The 15,910-nt window shown below is 44.1% G+C and carries 17 protein-coding genes; 2 read left to right on the top strand and 15 right to left on the bottom strand.

Annotation, left to right across the window (positions count from 1 at the left end):
- The first annotated feature begins 145 nt into the window (after positions 1-145).
- Entirely contained in the window at positions 146-673 is a 528-nt protein-coding gene (locus tag J2T16_RS25755) for a hypothetical protein (protein WP_308722339.1), read from the top strand.
- A gap of 108 nt (positions 674-781) precedes the next feature.
- Here J2T16_RS25755 and J2T16_RS25760 read toward each other — a convergent pair whose 3' ends face one another.
- Positions 782-1,078 carry a WXG100 family type VII secretion target gene (locus tag J2T16_RS25760; protein ID WP_336121011.1) on the bottom strand — a complete coding sequence of 99 codons (297 nt, stop codon included), beginning with the start codon at positions 1,076-1,078 and terminating at the stop codon, positions 782-784.
- A 39-nt stretch (positions 1,079-1,117) separates the two neighbouring features.
- Positions 1,118-2,458 (bottom strand): lipase family protein, encoded by a 1,341-nt coding sequence (locus J2T16_RS25765; protein ID WP_499019583.1) that lies wholly within the window; start codon positions 2,456-2,458, stop codon positions 1,118-1,120.
- A gap of 175 nt (positions 2,459-2,633) precedes the next feature.
- On the opposite strand from J2T16_RS25765, the gene J2T16_RS25770 reads away from it, so the two are divergent.
- Positions 2,634-2,882 (top strand): DUF1433 domain-containing protein, encoded by a 249-nt coding sequence (locus J2T16_RS25770; protein WP_154891236.1) that lies wholly within the window; start codon positions 2,634-2,636, stop codon positions 2,880-2,882.
- Between the two features lie 300 nt (positions 2,883-3,182).
- Here J2T16_RS25770 and J2T16_RS25775 read toward each other — a convergent pair whose 3' ends face one another.
- From J2T16_RS25775 to J2T16_RS25835, 13 genes are all read right to left on the bottom strand, one after another.
- Positions 3,183-3,470, bottom strand: coding sequence for a hypothetical protein (locus J2T16_RS25775; RefSeq protein ID WP_154891235.1), 288 nt, complete (start codon positions 3,468-3,470; stop codon positions 3,183-3,185).
- Between the two features lie 205 nt (positions 3,471-3,675).
- On the bottom strand, positions 3,676-4,242 hold the full coding sequence (locus J2T16_RS25780; protein ID WP_499019586.1) for a hypothetical protein: 567 nt from the start codon (positions 4,240-4,242) through the stop codon (positions 3,676-3,678).
- A 594-nt stretch (positions 4,243-4,836) separates the two neighbouring features.
- A complete protein-coding gene (locus J2T16_RS25785; protein WP_090917612.1) occupies positions 4,837-5,940 on the bottom strand; it encodes a toxic anion resistance protein in 1,104 nt (367 codons plus the stop codon).
- A gap of 15 nt (positions 5,941-5,955) precedes the next feature.
- Entirely contained in the window at positions 5,956-6,693 is a 738-nt protein-coding gene (locus J2T16_RS25790; protein ID WP_154959760.1) for a hypothetical protein, read from the bottom strand.
- 154 nt (positions 6,694-6,847) lie between these two features.
- Entirely contained in the window at positions 6,848-7,888 is a 1,041-nt protein-coding gene (locus J2T16_RS25795; RefSeq protein ID WP_499019588.1) for an ATP-grasp domain-containing protein, read from the bottom strand.
- Positions 7,885-8,712, bottom strand: coding sequence for an HAD family hydrolase (locus J2T16_RS25800; RefSeq protein WP_499019591.1), 828 nt, complete (start codon positions 8,710-8,712; stop codon positions 7,885-7,887). The genes J2T16_RS25795 and J2T16_RS25800 overlap by 4 nt, the downstream gene beginning before the upstream one ends.
- Positions 8,709-9,860, bottom strand: coding sequence for a cysteine protease StiP family protein (locus J2T16_RS25805; protein WP_308722335.1), 1,152 nt, complete (start codon positions 9,858-9,860; stop codon positions 8,709-8,711). Before J2T16_RS25805 ends, J2T16_RS25800 begins: the two co-directional genes overlap by 4 nt.
- 11 nt (positions 9,861-9,871) lie before the next feature.
- Complete coding sequence (locus tag J2T16_RS25810; protein WP_499019594.1) at positions 9,872-11,272, bottom strand: phosphoribosyltransferase family protein; 1,401 nt, start codon at positions 11,270-11,272, stop codon at positions 9,872-9,874.
- Entirely contained in the window at positions 11,208-12,404 is a 1,197-nt protein-coding gene (locus J2T16_RS25815) for an HpcH/HpaI aldolase/citrate lyase family protein (protein WP_276539747.1), read from the bottom strand. The genes J2T16_RS25810 and J2T16_RS25815 overlap by 65 nt, the downstream gene beginning before the upstream one ends.
- Before the next feature lie 145 nt (positions 12,405-12,549).
- Complete coding sequence (locus J2T16_RS25820) at positions 12,550-13,284, bottom strand: TerC family protein (protein WP_090917599.1); 735 nt, start codon at positions 13,282-13,284, stop codon at positions 12,550-12,552.
- A gap of 29 nt (positions 13,285-13,313) precedes the next feature.
- Positions 13,314-14,558, bottom strand: a complete 1,245-nt coding sequence (locus J2T16_RS25825) for a TerD family protein (protein WP_154891227.1) — start codon at positions 14,556-14,558, stop codon at positions 13,314-13,316.
- A 22-nt stretch (positions 14,559-14,580) separates the two neighbouring features.
- Positions 14,581-15,162, bottom strand: coding sequence for a TerD family protein (locus J2T16_RS25830; protein ID WP_145415228.1), 582 nt, complete (start codon positions 15,160-15,162; stop codon positions 14,581-14,583).
- A 120-nt stretch (positions 15,163-15,282) separates the two neighbouring features.
- Entirely contained in the window at positions 15,283-15,858 is a 576-nt protein-coding gene (locus J2T16_RS25835) for a TerD family protein (RefSeq protein ID WP_154891225.1), read from the bottom strand.
- Between the last annotated feature and the right edge of the window lie 52 nt (positions 15,859-15,910).

Here is a 15,910-nt window from a genome sequence, read left to right on the forward strand (position 1 = left end):
CCTTGTTTAACCTGTGCTTGAAAATCGATGCCTAGCATTGTTACGTCCTAATCATTCCGAATAGGGATGTATCCTTAAAAGTCAGGCATGTTTTTGGAAAAAATAGCTCATACTACCTTCAGGAAAATATTGAAGGAGTGACAACATGAGTTTAAAACGCATCGTTGCTATTGGAGCGATTCTGGCATGTACATCTCTAGTTTGGGGATGCGGTAACGGCAACAACAGCAATAACATGCCTACTGCCGAGCAAACGAACACGAACGAACAACAAACCCGAAGCTGGGGAGATCCCAAACGGTTAGAAGCTTCTCACCTGGAAGCTCTGGAAAGAATGGAGAAAGATCATATCCATCGCATGGTTTCTCTGAGCGTCAACACGGATGGCGATCAGGTCATGACAACGCTGGAGCGTTCAAGTCAAAAACTTGAAGAGATGAGACCACTCGCCGAGATGCTCCAATATGAAGGCCACCCTGCTTTGTTACAACGAATTCAGGAAATGTCAGGAGATATTGAGGGCTCCAAAAATGCAGTCACCGAAATGAAAAACAATCCTCCGTCCGGAAAAATTAAAATCCAGTCTGCGAAGACAGATGCCCTGCAACACATCAACAGTTTTCGTGACTACCATGAATATGTACAAGGTCAGGTCAAGGTGATGAATAAGTAATAACAAGCCTCCTTTATCTCAGGCCAGCCACATATATTATAAATAGTTAGACTCGGAGCCTTTGATCTGCCGATTCTAACTATTTCTTCGTTATCGTCATATCTATAGTTATTGAGGCATTCGTCTTGCTCTGCGATCTTCCCGATCTGCTTCCTCCATCTTACGAATATATCGTTTGAGTTCCTCTTTATGGGCTTCAAGTTCGGCAAGTTTAGTGGAGGCTCCTTCTACAAAAGACTGCATTTTGGAGGTTAATTCGGTTGCCGATACCCCTACCCAATCCTGCTTTAATCTTCCATGGATCGTTCGCATTTTCTGTTCCTGTTGCATAAGCCGTTGTTGTAACTGTTCACATTGCTGAACTGCTCTTCTTAAGTCTGATAAGGATACGGAAATTCTGCCCATGTCCTTCCTCCTGTTAGTCTGAATAAGATGCCTTGTGCTTTACTGCTGGTCTGCAATGACAAAATCTTCTCGCTTACGCTCAATGTAATCTGCAATCTCACTAATCGATTCCTGGTACCAACGATTGATCCGTTGCAGAGTCGCTGTCGCGTTATACGCAATTGGGGTAAAAGACTGACTTTCGCTTGTGGAAATATGCGTCTGAAACATCTGAATCGAAGCTTGCGCATCACTGGAAAACCCAGTTAGACTCATTCTCATTTCACGAGCAGACTGTGCTAACTCTTCCGGTGTTAATTGTATCTTTCCTCCGCCTAGTCCCCCTTGATTCCCAGCAATAGCTGTTATCAGTGTGCCTACTGCTCCTGAGGTAATTTTAGAGAAGGCAGCAAGAGCCTCTTGGTGTGCAGTCCATCTTGGAGAGATATCCAGGGTAGCACCTGTTTTCCGATCAATTAATGGACTAATCAAATTCCCTTGTTCATCAAAACTATATTGTTTCATGGAGTGATATCCTTTCCCCTCATCCTTGGAAAAGGAATCCATGATTCTGACAATGTTGCCCATTTGCAGTTTATCCAGATCAAAACCGAGTTTTAAATCATGCACCAGCATCGGTGATCCCGCCCCCAGAGGTTGAAACGGGATTTTCAGCTGTAACTGAAATTTCCAATCCTGATACATCGCATTGGCCGACTCGAAATCTTGCCCTTTATATACGGTAACACCGACATGTCTGTCATATTCGACTAATCCGCCCGCACCTACAGAGTCATTAGGATGAACAACATTAAGTATTTTGTTATCGAAGTATCCTTCGTTAACCTTGGCAATGCTGGCATCATCCAGCAGATTCATCACACTTGGGGCACTGTAGGTCATCCCGGATACATCATTCCGAGCGGCAACATATTGAGCTAAGCCACCACCAAGAGAATGACCTGTCACCGTAATATCTGAGTCAGGATATGTCTTCTGTACCACCTCATATAGTTCCTCAGCTTGGTGAAACTGATTGTTCTCCCAAGACATTTTATCCATAAGAAGTTTGAAGGGACTATTTTTAAAAATGTTATGGCGTTCCGGGTCAGTTACTGCATCTTCGAGTCTTCTAGTTCTGCCACCTAAAACATCGAAGGCATCTGTTTCCCAATCCGCAGCCATATCAGTAACATTACCTCCTGGTTCTGTACCACGATAACCTATAATTACTTGATTCGTTTTTGGATTCTCAAGTACAACTGCATCAAATCCTGAATACTTTCTATGCAATTCTGCACCATCAGGTTCGACTGTAGTCCAATCTTTATATTCATCCTTATCTAAAACATTACTTCTTCCAGCAGGGACATTCGTATAAGCAAGTTCTGATATTTTCATATATAATTCGTCCGGCTTGTAAGAATTCAATCAAATCACCCTTTTCTCAATTTAGAAGAAGTTGTATAATGCACAATATCTAACGACAACATTAGGAATATGAGGTGAAATATTGAAAAAGTCATTATTTCTTTTTCTAATACTAGGCACGGTTGCACTTACTTTATTAGGTTGTATGTCCAGCGAAAAAAAGGAGATTATCCAAAAGGCCGAGGAAGTAAGCTTGGCTTATTTCAAAGAAACCTACGGCATTGACGTTGTGTTTACAGATCATAAGTTCATCCCCGCGGATCTATCTCATACGGTTTCACTGACAGGGTATGTACAAGGACACAAAGATCAGGAAATTTTTGCAATGGTTGATTATGATACGTATACGGTAAAAACCGGTTCAGTACCTGATGCGATCAAATCCTCTAAATAGAATATAATGTCACCAGCTTGACCCTGCGTAAGAGCCCGATACTCCATCAGGCTCTTTTTGGTATAAACGTATAGGATTGAATCTATCCTGCATTTTCCAAAGAAGTAGAATCATTATAGATCATCTAATACATATCGTGTATAACAACGCCCATAAATGAGTAAAAGGTCATTATGAACATCCTAATCTAAACCTACTTTATTAAATTTATTCATAGGACGTTGTTACCAGAATATTAATATTATATTGCATCTTTACACGTGCTCTATCAACACTTCTTCATCGACCACATCTTGCGCTTCACTCCACCCAAAGGGATGCCCAGATAAATAAGCAGAAAAATACAACGGGAGCCAGCGCTCCGGCAGCAATCCATATCCATAACTTAACCGGTCTAGCGTCTCTCCAATACTTTTTGACCCCATTCAAACGTCCATTGCGCCAGTTGGCGGACTTTAACTGACGAATCATTCGCTGCATCACTTGCTCCCGTTCTTTCCCTTGCGGCACGTCTTCCAGTGCACGACGAAGCTCCTCATATAAATGCGCCTCTTCCAGACTTGTTTCTTCTAGATGTGGATTACTCATCTTCTAACCTCCCATATCATGATCCCTATACCTACTCAACAAACGAACCCACCCTAAAGTTTGGTCCATTTCATAAAAAAGACAAGTCGATGACAATACGTTCAACATTTTAATAATAGAAAAAAGCCCAAGTGTTCCTGGGCTTGTTAACTTCTTTTCAGGCATATTGAAATTTTAGCGAATCCAAGTTAATTAACATCGGGTTCTACCATCTCTTACGCGGATGATCTCCAGATTGATGACCGTTAATATCACCCAGACTTTCTATGGTATCTTTATAAATTTTAATGAGAGACTGAACCTTGCGAAAGTCAGGATCTTCAGGCCCGATTCCCTCCATAAACATTCTCTGAATGATCTGTTGAAAAAAGTCCACCCTTGCACCCAGTTGCTGTTTCTCCAGTTCAAGCACCTCTTCAAAACTATGATTCTCTATGTAATCCATTAACTCATCGTTCTGTGATGACCGATGATCCCACCGATGATCCCTCTCGAACTCTTCCGAATCATCTGATTGTAGATTAACCGTGGTTCGCAGACGCGATAATACGATTTTTTCTTTGGCAAGCATCACATGAAAATCCTTGTTTTGTAACAGATCCGAAACGACCAGACGACACATCTCCCGGTTCTCAATCAGAATGCCATCAAACGGATGCAGCTTCCATTCTCCATTGGAACAGAACAGATTAAAGTTGAAAAACTGACTACCATACTTGTATTGAATGTTAATTTTGGCCTCATCAATGATTTCGAAAGTAAACTCCAGCATGTTAGGCGGCTCCTTCTTCGACTTCCAAGGTTTGCCTTAATTTTATCAAAGACTCCCCGGAAAATATAGCATATTAACGTTCATTTAATTCCGCAATAGACTCTGCTTTTTCACTGCTAGCTACGACGATCAGAACACCCACGATACCGGCAATAATGAGAGATAACATGCCCTGCCCCCTTCACGATGAAGATGTACATGTTCACAGTGTATGCCAACAAACTTCAATGTATGCCCAGTATCGTCCGCATGAGATTGGAATAAACCTGTGCCAATTTCGGACTTGAGAGTTTCTTCTCATCGATGCAACTACAGAAAAACAAAAAGAGACGCCACGGCGCCTCTCTTTTTGCTTATATTATGATTAATATATGAACTGACTTACTAGAAGCTATATAAATTGAACTATTCTTTTATACATTAACGGAGAGGACAGAAAAAACCTGGAAAAGCGAAGCGCTCGCCTTTATCACCGGATTTTTACCTTTGTGAAAGGAAATCCAAAAAATCTGGGGATAACCGCTACTCTCCAGGTTCTTCTGTCATCGGAGTGGACTGTGTAAACTCTCTAGTTCAACTTATATAGGCACCGAACTAATCCAGATAAGAGCTTAACGCATTCGCATCCGGTTGCTTTTTAGTCTGGATACTGCCGGCTTTGGGAGCTTCCAGGCCTAACCGTTCACTCATGCCAGCATTGAGCGCAGTCATCTTGGCTGTATAATCATTGCAACTTTCAATAATACGGCGATTCGACTGCTCCGAGAGATCCAGAGCTGACATCAAATCTCCAATAGCCTGATTAACCGATTCCATCGACATCGCCGGTTTGGCTAACAGATCATTTGTCTTTTCGGTCGTGGTTCGCAGCAATCTTGCATTCTCCTTGAACTGTTCTTCAATCGTTCTATTGGTGGCTTCCACAGCCGAGATAACCTTCTCCTGATCATTCAATGCCATTGCAATCATGGCGGATACCGTGATCAGATTGGCTGTTTTATCAATCGCATTGTTTACGGAATCAATCAGTTTATCATTGTTATCATTAATAATATCGGTAGCCGCAATCGCCTGATTATAGAGCATAATCATCTCGGTCATGGATTGTGTACGCGTAACAACCTTTCGCAATCCGCGCTCCAAGTGAGCCTTGCGGTTCTCATTTTCCGGCTTGGCAATCTCCGCCTCGAATAGTTCCTTCAACTGATTACCAAAAGCAATTTTGGTTTGCAAGTTATAGATTTCCTGAATCGAAGAGCGTTTTAACTGACGCATGCTTACAATGCTTTCTTCCAGATTGTCCTTACCATCTCTTAACCCATTAATGATACTATCAATGTTGGTTCTGACAGACTGGTAGCGATAGACATAGTTTTTCAGTGGGCTTTTGCGCAGTAACCGTCCTACAAAACTCACATTTTTGCTCTGTTGCAAGCTTTCGCACTCATCACGTAGCTTCAAGATCATCGTTGACACTTCTGCCCGATTACCAGACATCAGATCATTAACAGGTCGGTCCAGCATTTTTAGCGTTTGACCCGCTTTTTCTTGCGTTTTGACACCCAGTTTGCCGATATCATCCATTAACAGATCTAGCTGAACAACATCCGTCTGCGATACTTTCTGGATTAATTGGCTTGCTTCCTGGTTAATTCGCTGCTGATCATCCTGCTTCAGTTGAATATATTCCGTTGCCATCTCTGACCATCCCTCCTATAATTCGGAGCTACTATACCTCTGATGAATAAGCTCTGCTTTATTCTGAAGCTCCATTAAATCCTTATGTTCAATGGTAGATACAATCTCTGAAACTTTGGAATCCACATCCTTCAAACCATTTAACAACATTCGGCGATTCGTGCGCTTCGCTTCTCCACTCAAACGCAGGAAGGGATTAATAAATCCATTGAGATCTTTCAAAATCAATCTGCGCATCGTATGGTTAATATCACCATTGTTTAACTCTTTCAGTGCCGGAATGACTCGTTGTAATCTGGCAAACAAAGCTAACGACTTCTCCACAATTTCATTGTCCAGTTCATTCTTTTGTCCTTCGGAGATCACCATATCCTCAAGCACCTCAAGATACTCAATGACCGGTCCAAAGACAGGGTCCATATCCGTGTGTTTATGCTTTGAACTGACTTCGGAAGTGCTGGTCATCTCTGCTTGTCCAGTTGTTGGATGGATTCGCTGATTAGCCGAACGTTCAACACGTTCAACTGTCCCCTGCTCACTGGATGCACTATTGAGCGCCGAAGGTTCAGGGTACCGATTTGAATCCAATGTCTTCACTACGGGCTCATGCGGCCTGGATGGAATCAAGGCACCAACCATTGTAGCCACAGCCGGGATAGCCCAGGTTACAAATTCAGGGACAAAAAAGCTGCTTACAGCGGCAAGTCCATACCCGATCAGTGCACCTAATCCAATTTTTGTTTTGCGTAACATCTATTTTCCTCCTGCCTGTAACAACACTACCGTATACAATGAACAAATGAAGACTACACTTGATCACTTCGCTGCGGTGTACTTCTCAAGATCATCTATATAATCGTATTGTAAAAAAATCAGTCAGAAGGTGTCAATGTTTGGAAATGGTTCTTTAATGATTCCTAACCTTCTGCTCATCCATAATGAGTGACTGCTCTACATGGCTTCCCAGTATGCCATACTGCGGGTGTAGAGGCCCAACCTCATGACCCAAAGCCAGTTTTACAGCCAGATATGGAAAATTGATTCCTGAAAGACAAGACACATGTAACCCTCCAGACATCCTTGGATTAATCTCTAGCAGTTTGGGCGTTTCATTCTGATACTTCATCTGAATATTAAAGTTATATGGAATGCGATACGCGCTAGCCACCTCACTCGCAATGTTCAACAGGTCTGCATTTTCCTCAAGTTTTCTTAATCGTCCACCTGCTTTGCGGCGAGGCACAGCTGCCAGCAGATTCCCTTCACTGTCAGCCAGACAATCGATACTGTACTCATATCCCTGAAGTCTCTCCATAACCATAAGATTCGGAAAAGATTCTACAGAGGAGAAGGCTCGAAATGCGTCTTCAAATGATATACGATTCTGCGTATGTCCAGACAGTTCTTCCAGCGGATTACGACTATTGTCAATCACCCTGAATCCCATTCCGCCCTCACCGTTGCAAGGCTTGAAGCATACTTCATGTCCTGCGTTAGTGAGTGCTTCATAAGCATGTTTGAATTGAGAGGCATTACTGACGGTATAATAATCGGGAATGCTCATGATTCCAAGTTCACGAACTGATTCGTAGAAGTGATGCTTCTCCATCAACTTTTCCATCAATTCTGTATCTCTGCAAACCAAAACCTTGGTTCCTACCTTTTCAAAGAGATGTATATTCCGACTGATATCCAGCATGTGGAGACGTGGAATAAATAGATCAATCTGATGTCTGCGGCAAAAATCAACACAGAAATCAATATACTCTTTTCCTGTCACCTTCGGCTCCAGTTCTGCATGATCACATGCCTGAAGCGCCATGTTGTTCGGATCAGAATGTGTGCCATAGATTTCGAACTGCATCCCGTCTTCGTTGTTCCGAATCATATTCATATAGTGATATGCCACCGAAAACCAGCGGTTAAAATATATACGAGTCTTGGTCATGAGACAACATCTCCTATCGCAGCGTGGTGTATAGAGCGAACATATTTCAATATCTCGTCTGCGGCAAAAATACCGGATTGTTCGGTGAACTGGTAGTGAACCGTTTCAGGATTCCGCTGTTTCTCGCGGTATAACTCTCCATGCCGTGGAGCAATCGCATAATCTGCAAAATCGAGCAGACAACGATCCAGTAAAGAATCACCGGACGCAACAACGGGTACATCGCCAATCTGATAGCGAATATGCTCTACCGCAGCTCGTTTATTCACCGCCGAGGGAACCAGATATAACTTACGGCCTTGTATGGAAGCCTCCCAGCCCAGGGATTCCACATGCTTGATCTTCTCTGTAACTTCTTCTACCGGCATGAGATCACGATGGATGACAAAAGCAAAAAACAACTCATCACATAGTCGCTCTCCTACAATCCATTCCTTGTTCAGTACATCGTCAAAGATCTGGCGTACCTCGGCAGCCGTTGCTGCATGCTCTTGAAGCTTGGAACGAACATGTTCGTTCCAGGAGGGATCGACCTTGCCATTCATCAGAATGTTGCCACCATTGCTAGTTATCGCATAGGACGGAATAACCTCTTGCTGAAAGATCTGTATCCGCTGATACTGTGCCACTGTCCGTGTCGTTACTGGAATGAACAGGATATCTTTGGGGAGTGTCATCAGTTGATTCAACGTCTCGGCTGACATAAAGGCAGACAACTCACCACGAATCCATTCTGCCGGAACCAACCCGGGCGCATCCTCACCAACGCCCATAGAACGGCGAGAATAGACCAGTGTCTGATCCAAATCACTTGCATAGATCATTCGCCGCCCCCCTTTACAGATCGAATAATGCCACAACATGAATAACTTAGCCCAGGGAATACCTCAACGGGAACTCCACGATCTTGAGCAAGTAGCATGATATGTTTCAGGTTAGGATTGTTCGGACGGTCAATCAGGATTTTCCAAGGCACACGGCGTAGCAGTACCCGCGTCGTCTCCCCAATCCCTGGCTTGATCAGATTTACATCCTGGATATCAAACGCCTGTTGAATGGATTGAATATCCTTCATCCCCTGCCATGTGACTTCTGGAGGATCGGCTAGCGCATCCTCTGCTTGAAGCGAGGCCTCCGTTTCAACTTTGGTAAAATATTCTGAAATCTTGTCTACATACATCGTCGACAGATCAGAAGAAGCCCATTCCTTGTACCATTTGGCTCCATGGAAGTCATTCGGTCCAATAAGATCATCCCGTAGCACAGTCCGACTCATCAATCCCGATACGGTCGAGTTGAGACAGGCACTTGGAATCAAATAATCTTCTCGAGTGCCATAGGTATCTGAGCAATGACCGGGGTCAGCGAGTACGGCCAGATTATCATTCAACCGAATACCATAACGTTGATCCAGGCTGTCGCAGGCATCGACCAGCACCTTGCGAATAGCCCCTTTGCCTGTCCAGCCATCGATGAATTGGATTGGCATATCAACCCCATGCTGTTGCCAAATATATAAAATGGCATTCTCATCTATTCCTTTGCCACGGATAATCGAAATGCTGTAATGAGGCAAGTCCACGTTATATTTCATGGAAATATAACGTTTCACCAGAATGCCAATGGGCGTTCCTGCACGAGCCAGCGAGACAAGAACGGTGTTCAATCCCCGCTTGCGTACAATAATCTCCGCTACCGTTGCGGCGGCTCTGGCTACTTTTTCAGCGGATTGTGCTAAAGTCTCGTGAAATAGCTCAATATATTCATCCGAAGGGTGATACTCGACAGGTAGCATCTCTGAATAATGCACGCCCGACTGAATGGCATGTTCACGTTCTCCGGTCTCTTTTTCTAATGAAATGTTACTTAGATCCTTCAACAAAAATATAACATCGGACGGGTCATAACTCCCCATGGGTTCAGGAGGTTTAATCTGTTTCTTGATTATGCTTTCCATAGCAGGTAAGTTCATCGCTTGTCTTCTCAGCCTTCCTGTGGAGCACCGCAGTACACCACATGTATTTGCTTACATCCGAGTTGTAACAACACATCAAGCATAGGCCGCATGCGTTCCTCTGACATATGTCTTTCCATCAAAACAAAGATCTCATCATATTGCCCAGGCAATATATTGTAGATATAATTTCGGACAGCCGGATCTTCTGGAGAAGCATATCCTTCACCTGCAACAACAGCATATCCCGGGCGATTGACCGTATAGATCGGACTTCGAGTCGTAGACTGATAGAGAACACCGTCGCCCATCTCAGCTGCAATCCGCATCGGAATGTGCATAAACTCACCCGTTCCCATGACAAGGGTTCGTTGTCCTTTTCTTTTTTCACGTAAAATGGATGCAATCCTTGAGATGCCTGCACTCAGCATTGAATTAAGGCCGGAATGAATGCCGAATCGTCCCGAATATTTCAGGTAGGGCAGTGAACAGCGATTCCCCTCGGAATCTGCGGACACCATAGCCCGAGGCTCCAGTTCGCCTGCTACAGATATAACACTTATCAGAGATGTGGATTCAGAGATTTTCTTTTCCCCCGAGATATCAATGGCTGGCTCACCCGTGACCTGAATTTTTCCTTTTAACAAAGAGAGAGGGGTGATAGTTATTCCAAGTTCATCTTCTAATGAAGAAAATTTTTGCTCATCTGCATCCGTACGCCAATCCAGTAATGACGCAATATAATAATGTTTACGCGGATAATTACGCTGAATATCCCGAATGATGTTTAACGTGGTGTTGCCTGTCGTAATCTCATCATCCACGAGGACTAGCGGCCCGCCCTCAGCAAGGGAGGCAGAATCCACTGCATAACAGCGATGAGACATGGCATGGGAATGCTCCTCCTCGAACTGGATATCCGGCTCAATCTCGGGAAGGAATTCTCTCGTAGAATGAATGTAGGTTGCACGGTTAGCAAATAGCTCGTACATGCTGTGTCCCAAAGCTGTGGCCGTCTCGGCAAAACCAACAAAGCGAACCTCTTCAGGCAAACTCATCTGCACACCCATTAGATATTCATAAGCCTCACGGGCCTGTTCTGGATCGATTAGTCCACGGACCATTTGTTGCTTCCATTCTATAGTACGCTTGTCCTCTCCGTGCGTTACATCCTCATACAATAGAACGGCCAGAGCAGCGCCGCTTAGAAGTGAGGTATATGGATTGACGGCAATATGCTTGCCCAGCAGCTTACTGACAAAGAGAAAAGATCTCTTTTTATTCAGGCGTGCCGCCATGGAGAACAGATTCTCCAATGGGATTGCAAGCGGATTATGTGTAGCCTCGACGGTGACTTCGAACTGATCAAGAATAGGAAACGTAAGTCTGTTCGTGTTTGGGCAAGAGCCCGACAAAATGCTGCTGTTCATGTAACACCCCATATATTTGTGATCGGATCAAGATTCGTTTAGCCCAACTTAAATGCGGTTTAATTTCGTTCATTTTATTGGTATACGTGCTTTTAAAAACACCCAGGCTCCCATCATTTCGAGCGATAATTCCCTGTGCGTCCATGAATTCCTCATGCGTAACCACATACATCGCCTGAACAGGTTTGATCTGTGTCGGATGGATGATCGTTTTACCTACAATGCCGTTCTCCTTATCCATCATCACTTCACGCATGAGCCCGTCCATGGAGTTCGTAATATATTTCATTCTGAGGTTCCGCCCTGTCTTGCCCAGAGATTCCTCGAATGGCGTCTGCCTTAATTGGGGTTTGAATACACGTTCACGCTGGCTAAAATACTCCCAGACCGGCCCGGATATCACATATCCCTGATCTGCACGCCCGAATAAATTGACAATATCAGCTATGCAATCACGTATCGTTGCAATGTCGTAAATCGTAAGCTCCGGGCTTCGCCGCAGACCGAACAGGCTTGAGAAATCTGTGGCTCCGATTCGGACATTCAATACATATGGTGCATACTCATCCACAATCTGTTTCAGATCCATCAATGTCTGCCAACGTGACTCACGGTAAATAACTTCCGCCGTCTCCAGAATGGGCATCGCATATAAGAGTGGATGTGAATGATCTTTCTGCTGATTATACTGGTGAACAAGCTGCAAATAAGCACGTCCATTCTCACAGCTAAACTTCGGCAGTACAACACCTGTTAATAAAGAGATTCGTTCTCCCAACATTTCTATAAGGTGTTCCAACTGTTCAGGGGATCTCATCCGGACGAATAATAAAGGCATGTCATTGGTGTGCAATTTTCCTGCCTCCATGTAGTCGGTAATAAGTCCAAGTTGCTGAGACAGACATTGTTCCGCAAATTCGACTTGCTCGTCGCCTACCGCATCTTCCAGATCAATAACGATGGTTGTAAGTCCTTCATGTTTACGTTGTAGAATATCGTCTGCTATATGCGGACGTGTGGCTGGCATGTACAAAGCAGCCCCAACAGCGTATGCCAGCATTTCTTTGGAGGTTCGATGACTAAACGATATGGGCGAAGAAAAAAACAAAGCTTCTTCTTCCTCTGCATTCAAAAAACTAAAATATTTCAGGTTATTCTCCTCCTTGCACTTCTGACTTGAAGTCAGTTCTGCATCATAAAATGAATGCTGTCGGGGTATAAAAACCAATCCCTCCAAGATGCGGAGGGATTGGTAGTAGGTGTTGCGATTTTTAAAACTAAGCCTGACCTTGATTTTCTTTTTTCTTTCTTGCGGAACTTATCAGCATAGCTCCAACAAATACAACAATCAGTAACGAGAAGAAGAGTACGTTAGGGATATGGAAGCCAAAAGCACTCAACATCATTTTTACGGAAATGATCGCGATAAGAATAAATGCCGCTTTTTCCAATTCAGGAAATTTGTCAATGAGTTTGAGGAACACTTGTGCAACTCCACGCATCATGAGTACCCCGATAATCCCTCCGAGGAACAACACCCAAATCTGCTCACTGATACCAAATGCAGCAATAACACTATCGATACTGAAAGCAATGTCCATCAGTTCGACCATAAGTACGGTTTTCCAGAACGAGTATTGCTTGCCTTCCTGATTCTCCTCTTCCTGAGACTTGAATAGTCCCTTGTAAGCAATGTAGAGGAGGTATAACGCTCCAAGTACCTTGATCAAGGTAATCTTGACAAGGAATGTTCCAAGCCCAATAGCAATAAACCTGAAAATATATGCACCTAAAATACCATAGAACAATGCCCGTTTCTGTTGCTCCTTAGGTAGGTGTTTAACCATTACGGCAAGCACCAGAGCGTTATCTGCGGACAAAAGACCTTCCAGCAAGATCAAACTGCCGATGATTCCCCAACTTACGGGGTCGGAGAGAGTAGCCACAATCTCGGTCCAAGAGAAAAAATGACCGTAATTCTCACTAATACTTCTAAAGAAATCACTAAACATGAACAGAGAGCCTCCGCTAACTCAAATTGTTATTTACTGCCGGCAGTCCAGCGCATACCCCATCCATGGGCTTCATCCAGAGCGCGGTGTCCATTGTAGAACTGAACGATCCTCTCAATACTAAATGTTTCATCATTCACGTTGCTGAACATAGCGATTCCGCACATTCCTAAGGAACTTCCATATTCATTCATTCGCACGATAATGTCCGGGCCGTCCTTCTGGTTAATGGTAACGACACCGTCCGCTTGCGACCAATTCGTAACCCCTTCATAAATGTAGGTGAATACGAGGAGTCGTTTGATTTCGGAAATACGTGCACCATTAATACGCAGATTCTCTCCCGTTTTCACTGAACCTGTCCGGTCATCCCCATCCAAAGCAATATAAGGATACCGATTCAAAGAACCAAACGATTCACCTAACGCCTGGATTACTCCTTTGCTACCATCCTTCATTTCGAAAAGGCAACCCAGATCCAGATCCACGCTCTTGTTTCGCCCAAACAATCCCTTGCTCGTCTGTTGATTCCAGTTCAGATTAATTAGAATCTCACCAAGTCCACCTGCATTTTTCTTCAGATTGATGGTATCGCCCTTTTTCTTCAGCTCAATCTTGCTCAGGTTCAACTCAATCTTGGGTTGAGGCGGTGGAACTGGTGGAGCAGGAGGTTTAGGCGCAGGTGGCTGAGGCACTGGAGGGACGGGCTGTGAGGAGGTCGTGTCGTTCTCCACACTCACGCCAAAGTTACTGCACAGTGCATCCAGTCCACCGGAAAAACCAGCCCCTACAGCGTTGAATTTCCATTCTCCGTTATGTCGGTATAACTCGCCAATAACGATCGCCGTTTCCACGGTAAAACCACTCGCTAAATCATACCGCAACGCTTCCTGTCCGCTATTCGCATGACCAAAACGAATATAGGTGTTCTGAACCTGGCTAAAACTCTGGTTTTTGGACTCCCCTTCATAAATCGTCAGACTGAACGCAATCTTTTCAATACGGGCAGGAATTTGGCTCAGATCGATATCGAACTGCTTTTTATCTGATTGCTGCGGTGTGTCTTTGTAGGTAATAAAACCGCCTGTGGGCTGGTTATAGAAGATAAAATCTTCATCACCAGATACCTTTCCGCTAGCACCAAGAAGAAAAGCAGATGTGTCTAGTTCAAGCGCAGGAGAAGAATCCCAGCCAATGCCCACCGTCAGCCGGGTAAGCCCGGGATTCGTTTTAGTGAGGTCCGTTTTTTGCCCTTTGACGACAGTTACAGCCATAACAGATTCACCTATCCTTCTCTTATTTCGCGTCTAGTCCATAATTCTGGCATAACGCGGCGAGACCGCCTGCAAAACCACTGCCGATTGCTTGGAACTTCCAATCTACACCCGACCGATAAAATTCACAGAAAACAACAGCTGTCTCAGTAGAGAAGTCTTCGCCCAGGTCGTAACGTAATACCTCGCGGTCACTAGAAGCATCTACAACCCGAACAAAGGCGTTGGATACCTGACCAAAATTTTGTGCGCGTGCTTCATAATCGTAGATCGTTACTGTAATACCGATTCTCGTGATGTTTGCAGGAACCTTGCTGAAATCCACGATGATCTGCTCATCATCCCCGTCTCCCTCACCCGTACGGTTGTCTCCTGTGTGAGTCAGTGATCCTGCGCCGCCTGTTGGGTTGTTGTAAAAGACAAAATCATCTGTTCCTTTGGCTTTGCCATCCTCATGAAGCAGGAAAGCTGAAGCATCCAAGTCGAAATCGACTCCGCCACTATATTTGTTGGTATCCCATCCCAGACCTACTACAACTTTAGTCAAACCAGGATTTGTTTTCGTAAGATCAATCCGCTGTCCTTTAGCCAAGCTAATCGTCATCTATTCGTCCGCCCTTCTTTTCAGCAAAAGATTTTAAAAGATTTTAATGTAATGAAAAGGAAAACCGTCAGATCGACGGCTTTCCGGTATTGCTATACATGCACAGCTTGATTAACAATTCTATTGCAAGCCATAATCCCGAGTCAGTCCAACCAGACCGTCTTGGTAACCACTACCGATTGCGCTGAATTTCCACTCACCGCTATGACGGTACAACTCTCCAACGACAACACCTGTCTCAATAGAGAAATCTTCGCCCAAGTCAAAACGGATCAATTCTTCGGAATTCGCTTCGTTTACAATACGTACGTAAGCGCGTGATACTTGTCCAAAGTTTTGGCTGCGCTCCTGCGCTTCATAGATCGTAATGGTAAATGCAATTTTCTCAACATCAGCCGGAACGTTAGGCAGGTCGATTTTAATTTGCTCATCATCGCCGTCCCCTTCTCCAGTGCGGTTGTCACCTGTGTGCACGACAGAACCGTTCTCATTTTGAGGATTATTGAAGAAAATAAAGTTTTTCTCCCCGTTCACTTTACCGTCAGCGTTAGCGCAGAATACGGAGACATCGAGGTCAAAATCTTTACCGCCGTCATATTTGTTCGTATCCCAACCCAAACCTACAGTGATTTTAGCCAATCCCGGGTTTGTTTTTGTTAAGTCAATCTTTTGACCTTTAGACAGATTAATAGCCATTCAAGATTCATCTCCGCTCACTATAATTTTAGTTACTGAATTCATTTCAGGT

Origin of the sequence: Paenibacillus intestini, from assembly GCF_030803945.1 — a bacterium.
GTDB lineage: Bacteria > Bacillota > Bacilli > Paenibacillales > Paenibacillaceae > Paenibacillus > Paenibacillus polysaccharolyticus.

Bases quoted from the DNA above. Each gene is read 5' to 3' on its own strand.
- J2T16_RS25755 (WP_308722339.1), top strand. From the start codon at position 146: ATGAGTTTAAAACGCATCGTTGCTATTGGAGCGATTCTGGCATGTACA.
- J2T16_RS25760 (WP_336121011.1), bottom strand. From the start codon at position 1,078: ATGGGCAGAATTTCCGTATCCTTATCAGACTTAAGAAGAGCAGTTCAG.
- J2T16_RS25765 (WP_499019583.1), bottom strand. From the start codon at position 2,458: ATGAAAATATCAGAACTTGCTTATACGAATGTCCCTGCTGGAAGAAGT.
- J2T16_RS25770 (WP_154891236.1), top strand. From the start codon at position 2,634: ATGTCCAGCGAAAAAAAGGAGATTATCCAAAAGGCCGAGGAAGTAAGC.
- J2T16_RS25775 (WP_154891235.1), bottom strand. From the start codon at position 3,470: ATGAGTAATCCACATCTAGAAGAAACAAGTCTGGAAGAGGCGCATTTA.
- J2T16_RS25780 (WP_499019586.1), bottom strand. From the start codon at position 4,242: ATGCTGGAGTTTACTTTCGAAATCATTGATGAGGCCAAAATTAACATT.
- J2T16_RS25785 (WP_090917612.1), bottom strand. From the start codon at position 5,940: ATGGCAACGGAATATATTCAACTGAAGCAGGATGATCAGCAGCGAATT.
- J2T16_RS25790 (WP_154959760.1), bottom strand. From the start codon at position 6,693: ATGTTACGCAAAACAAAAATTGGATTAGGTGCACTGATCGGGTATGGA.
- J2T16_RS25795 (WP_499019588.1), bottom strand. From the start codon at position 7,888: ATGACCAAGACTCGTATATATTTTAACCGCTGGTTTTCGGTGGCATAT.
- J2T16_RS25800 (WP_499019591.1), bottom strand. From the start codon at position 8,712: ATGATCTATGCAAGTGATTTGGATCAGACACTGGTCTATTCTCGCCGT.
- J2T16_RS25805 (WP_308722335.1), bottom strand. From the start codon at position 9,860: ATGAACTTACCTGCTATGGAAAGCATAATCAAGAAACAGATTAAACCT.
- J2T16_RS25810 (WP_499019594.1), bottom strand. From the start codon at position 11,272: ATGAACAGCAGCATTTTGTCGGGCTCTTGCCCAAACACGAACAGACTT.
- J2T16_RS25820 (WP_090917599.1), bottom strand. From the start codon at position 13,284: ATGTTTAGTGATTTCTTTAGAAGTATTAGTGAGAATTACGGTCATTTT.
- J2T16_RS25825 (WP_154891227.1), bottom strand. From the start codon at position 14,558: ATGGCTGTAACTGTCGTCAAAGGGCAAAAAACGGACCTCACTAAAACG.
- J2T16_RS25830 (WP_145415228.1), bottom strand. From the start codon at position 15,162: ATGACGATTAGCTTGGCTAAAGGACAGCGGATTGATCTTACGAAAACA.
- J2T16_RS25835 (WP_154891225.1), bottom strand. From the start codon at position 15,858: ATGGCTATTAATCTGTCTAAAGGTCAAAAGATTGACTTAACAAAAACA.